The organism is Desulfobacter sp. (assembly GCF_050177295.1).
Window position 1 is genome coordinate 1 of the sequence record NZ_JBFXHE010000316.1, and the last position, 5196, is coordinate 5196.

A 5196-nucleotide genomic window follows, 5' to 3' on the forward strand; every position below is an offset into this window, starting at 1 on the left:
TGGTTATTGATTCGGGCCGGTTTATCCATGAACTGGACCGGCACATGTTCTACTGCGTCATCGGACAGAAAGTCGCGGACAAACTTGCTGCCCAGGGGGTGTATGATCCTGTGGGGACCTGTATATTTTTTAAAAAAAAGCGTTTGACCATCATCGGGAAGATCAGGGAAGCGCCCATGGGCGGGATGCGCCCCTATGAGATTAACGACGGGATCATGGTTCCCCTTTCCACCCTGCAGCGCCTGGATAAAAAGGCCGCCATCCAAAGGATTATTGCCCGCGCCAGGGCGCATGCGGATCGCGCCCTGATCGAATCCGAGGTGACCTCCTATCTGTCCCGGCACCAGATCAATGCCATGACGGTGAGAACATCCGAGGAACTTGTCGCCCAGATGCAAAAGCAGATGAAGCTGTTCACCTTGCTTCTGGGGACCATCGGATCCATTTCCCTGGTCGTGGGCGGTATCGGGGTCATGAACGTCATGCTGGTCTCCGTGACCGAACGGACCAAGGAGATCGGGATCCGCAGGGCGCTGGGCGCCAGGGAAGGGGATATCCTCTTCCAGTTCCTAGTGGAATCCGTCCTGCTCTGCATCGTTGGCGGATTCATGGGGATCGCCATAGGCGTCGGGGCGTCGTGGATCATCGCCTGCTATGCCAAATGGCAGTTCACCGTGTTCTACAACTCCATTGGCCTGGGGGGTGCCGTGGCCGTGGCCGCAGGCATTTTTTTCGGCATCTACCCGGCCAGGCAGGCAGCCAGGCTCAGCCCCATCATAGCCCTTCGTTCGGATTAACAGCCATGGACTGACCTGGATGGTCAAATAAAATGCTCAAGGCTTAAGTTTATGACATTGAAATTAAGCCTAAACGATTATTTTAATAGAGCATTTCCCGCTCTTCCTCATGGTCGGCATATTGCAGCGCAATCATACGGAATTCATCATGATGATCCTTGAACACCTTCAGAACATCAGGATCAAAGTGACCGGGCATGACCCGTCCATCGCCTTCGGTAATGATTCTAACTGCTTTGGCGTGGGAAAAAGGTGGTTTGTATACCCGTTTACTGATCAGGGCATCGTATACATCGGCCAGAGCCATCAGCCGGCCGGCCAGGGGAATCTTTTCGCCTTTTAGTCCATAAGGATAGCCGGTTCCGTCCCATCTTTCATGGTGGGTATAGGCAACGTCCTTGCCTACCTGCAAAAAAGTGGTGGATGCATCCTTCCCCAAAGCCTGCTCCGCACGCGACAAAGCGTCCCCCCCGTAAATGGGATGCTGTTTAATAATTTCAAATTCCTGTTCTGTCAGGGCTCTTTGTTTAAGCAGAATGCTGTCCGGAACGCCGACCTTGCCGATATCATGCAATGGTGCTGATTTGAACAACAGATTAATCATCTCCTCATCCAGCATCCCTCTGAATTTAGGCAGCATGGCCAGGTGTTCTGCCAGCAGGCGGACATAATGCTGGGTGCGCATGATATGTCCTCCGGTCTCATTGTCCCTGTATTCGGCCAGCACGGCCATGCCGAGAATCGTGACATCCTGGGTATGAACAAGTTCCCTTGTGCGCTCCCAGACCTTTTCTTCCAAATCACGATTCTGGTCATATAAGGCCAACTGGCTTTTAACACGTGCTTTCACCAGTGACGGGCTCACCGGTTTAGTGATGTAATCGACGCACCCGACCTCAAAGCCCTTAAACTCATCCACAATGTCACCTTTGGCAGTTACGAATATCACTGGAATTTTTCTTGTATCCGCACGCATTTTCAAGTGCCGGCAAACTTCATATCCGTTCATATCCGGCATCATGATATCAAGCAGAATCAAATCAGGCGGATCTGAGGCCACAGCTATTTTAAGCGCCTTTTCACCGCTCAACGCTGTTTTGATTTCATACTCATTTTCAAGGATGCCATTTAAGACATCAATATTTTCAGGCGTGTCATCGACAACCAGGATAATGGCTTTGGATTTACTTTTATGCAACAATGCAACACTCCTTTGTGAGACGCTTGTATCGTCCTCATCCCCCCTGTTAAATGAAAATTTCCATGTGGCGTACCTGCTGGCTATAATCCCATATCAAATTCTTGGATGATGTTTTTCAGCGCATCAAGTGCTTCTTCGAATTCATAGGCTTTTATATGCCTGGCAATCAAGGTGAATGCGGTCTCCATTGTGGTCCCGTTTACCATCGGTAAAATTTCTTCCAGAGCATAACGTGCCCTGGTACTGGATTCTGAAAGCAATTGAAACAGTCTTTTTATATGCGGGGTAATGGCCTCCCTGTCAAGGTCAGTGTTGCACACGCCTGATCCTGTCTCCTGTCTATCCAGAACAGATTGCAATGTTTGGCAGGTATGACGCAATGTTTCAATCAATGCATTAATTTTTTCAGGTAAGCCGCGGCTGTCGCCTGCCTTGAGCCCGGCCTCCACCTCAATGGCCTGCTTATAAAGTTTAACAGCTCCGATATTGCCTGAAACGCCTTTGAGGTTATGTACCAAACGGGCGGCCTCATCTCCGGCACCGGTTTCCAGGGCCTTCATAATGCGATTGCCGGTATCTGCCTGGTTTTCAATAAATTTTACCAGCAACTCTTGATACCTGCGTTTGCTGCCCCCGATCCGTGCCATACCGTTATGGACATCAATGCCGGGAAGATCCGGCAGCGCGGATTCCCGGCCCTGCTCTTTGGCCTGCCGGGATGCCTTGCTTTCCGGCAAGTCCCTATCCCCGGGTTTGATCCACTTTGCCAGCACCTTGAAAAGATCTGCCGGATCTATGGGTTTGGACACATAATCATCCATACCCATGCCGAGCACTTTTTCCCTGACCCCACTCATGGCGTCGGCTGTCAATGCAATGATGGGCAGCCGGTAAAAACGATGATCCCGGCGCAATTGCCTTGTTGCTTCATAGCCATCCATGACCGGCATCTGAAGGTCCATCAGCACGGCATCAAAGACAGACCCTTTTGAAGATTTGATCATTTCAACAGCCGTTTGGCCGTTCCCGGCCACTGAAACAACAAAGCCTTTGTCTTTCAGAAGCCCAGTGGCAACCTCCTGATTAATCTCGTTATCTTCCACCAATAGGATATTGGCACCCCTGATTGTATCAAAATTTTCAGGGATATGTTCTTTTTTTAAAAGCTGATGATGCTTAATTTCATCAGTCCCAATGGGTAGTTCTTTGCCTTTCTGGTGGGCTGGCAGGTCAGTGCCGTCTTTTCCGGCTTTTCTGCTCTGCTTGTGCAGACCGAACCGGACAGTAAACCAGAAGGTACTGCCCTGGCCGGGTGCTGAAGTCACCCCGATCCGGCCGCCCATAAGTTCAGTCAGATTTTTACAGATCGCCAGTCCCAGGCCGGTTCCGCCATATTCCCGGGTCGTGGATGTATCTGCCTGGGAAAATGACTGAAACAGCTTGTTCTGATGTTCCCGGCTCAATCCGATACCCGTGTCGCGTATGCTGAACCGGGCCAGAACACCTGTTTCAGTCTGCTGTTCAATACCCGCGGAAAGTACAATTTCACCTTCATGGGTAAATTTAACCGCATTGCTGCATAGATTGAGCAGAATCTGGCCCAGGCGGAGGGGATCTCCCACCACCCCCTGGGGAAAGTTAAGGTCAATATCAAACACCAGCATCAGACCCTTTTCTTCGGCTTTGTTTGAAATCAGGTTGGACAGATTATCCAGCACATCATCCAGGAAAAACGGTATGGATTCAATTTCGAGCTTTCCAGCTTCAATCTTGGAAAAATCAAGGATGTCGTTGATGATATCTAAAAGTGCTTTGGATGACTGGTCGATGTTTAAGATATAATTTCGTTGCCTAGGCGTGAGATCGGTTTTAAGGGCCAGATGGCTCATCCCGATGATGACGTTCATGGGGGTTCTGATTTCGTGGCTCATGTTGGCCAGAAAATCGCTTTTGGCCCGGGTGGCCTGTTCGGCAGATTCCTTGGCGCGCAAAAGATCGGCTTCAGCCTTTTTGATCTGTGTAATGTCCTGGTGAAACCCGTATCCTTTCCGGGGAGTTCCCGATTCGTCCAATTCGACACGGTAACGGATATGAAAATGCCGGATGCTGCCGTCTGTCAGTCTCACCCGGTATTCCATTTCATCTTCGGTCACGTCTTTTACCGATAAAGCCCGCCGAATGTGTTGTTGAATCATGGCCCGGTCGTCCGGGTGACAGAACCGTTCAAGGTAAAGGCCGGCCTGAATCGTCTTGCCGCCCTCATCTTCAACACAGCTCCCCAGTTGACCCCATAACAGGTTGTCCAAGGTAAGGGTCATGGTGTGAAAATTAAGTTCAAAATATCCCAGATTGGAAATTTCAGCGGCTTCCAGCAGTTGGGCCTGGCTCTTTCTAAGGGAGATCTCCATTTCCCGCTGTTCAGTAATATCTTCTTTGACCGCCACAAAATGGGTGATGTTGTTCCGGCTGTCCTTCACCGGGGCGATGGCTGCGGATTCCCAGTATATCTGCCCGTTCTTTTTGCGGTTGCAAAACATTCCGTGCCAGATATCCCCGGCCAGGATTGTTGTCCACAATTCCCTATAAAAGCCGGGGGGGTGGGTGCCGGATTGGAGAACACGCGGGTTCCTGCCGATGGCCTCTGCGGCCGTGTACCCGGTGAGCGCGCAGAACCTTGGGTTGACGTACTCAATTGTGCCTTTAAGGTCGGTAATGACCACGATGGCAGGACTCTGTTCCACAGCCTGGGATAATTTTTGCAGTTCCCTTTCGGTCTGCAGGTGTTCCGTCACATCGTCAAAGCATTCAATGCCCCCGATAACAGCACCGTCATGGTCGCACAATTCATCCACATTTTTTTTGATAAAGCGGGTCCGGCCGTCTTTTGTTTTGATTTCACATTCCCGGTTAAAAAACGGTTTGGCAATATCTGAAGATAACAATCCGCAGGTCTGGGTGCATGGGGATAATGCAAATTTGGTGCATGTTTGCCCCAGCATCTCTTCGGATGAATAGCCTGTAATCCGGGCAGCCTGGTCATTCCAGCTTGTAATCCGTTTTTTTAAATCAACCGTGAACACCCCGCTGGGGACCATTTTATATAAATGCTCGGCCGTCTCTTTTGCTTTTTTAAGGTTTTTTTCGGCCCGGTGGCGTTGGGTGACATCCCTGAAACTCCATACCCGTCCAATGACCTGG

General features: G+C 50.4%; 3 protein-coding genes. 1 reads left to right on the top strand and 2 read right to left on the bottom strand.

Annotated elements, in window-relative coordinates:
- The coding region (locus tag AB7U36_RS17805) for an ABC transporter permease (RefSeq protein WP_428161020.1) at positions 1–797 on the top strand (797 nt) is incomplete at its 5' end.
- Positions 798–879: 82 nt separating this feature from the next.
- Here the strand turns inward: AB7U36_RS17805 and AB7U36_RS17810 are convergent.
- Both AB7U36_RS17810 and AB7U36_RS17815 read right to left on the bottom strand, forming a co-directional pair.
- Positions 880–1995, bottom strand: coding sequence for a response regulator (locus AB7U36_RS17810; protein ID WP_428161021.1), 1116 nt, complete (start codon positions 1993–1995; stop codon positions 880–882).
- Positions 1996–2078: 83 nt separating this feature from the next.
- A partial coding sequence (locus tag AB7U36_RS17815) for a PAS domain S-box protein (protein ID WP_428161022.1) occupies positions 2079–5196 on the bottom strand: 3118 nt, incomplete at its 5' end.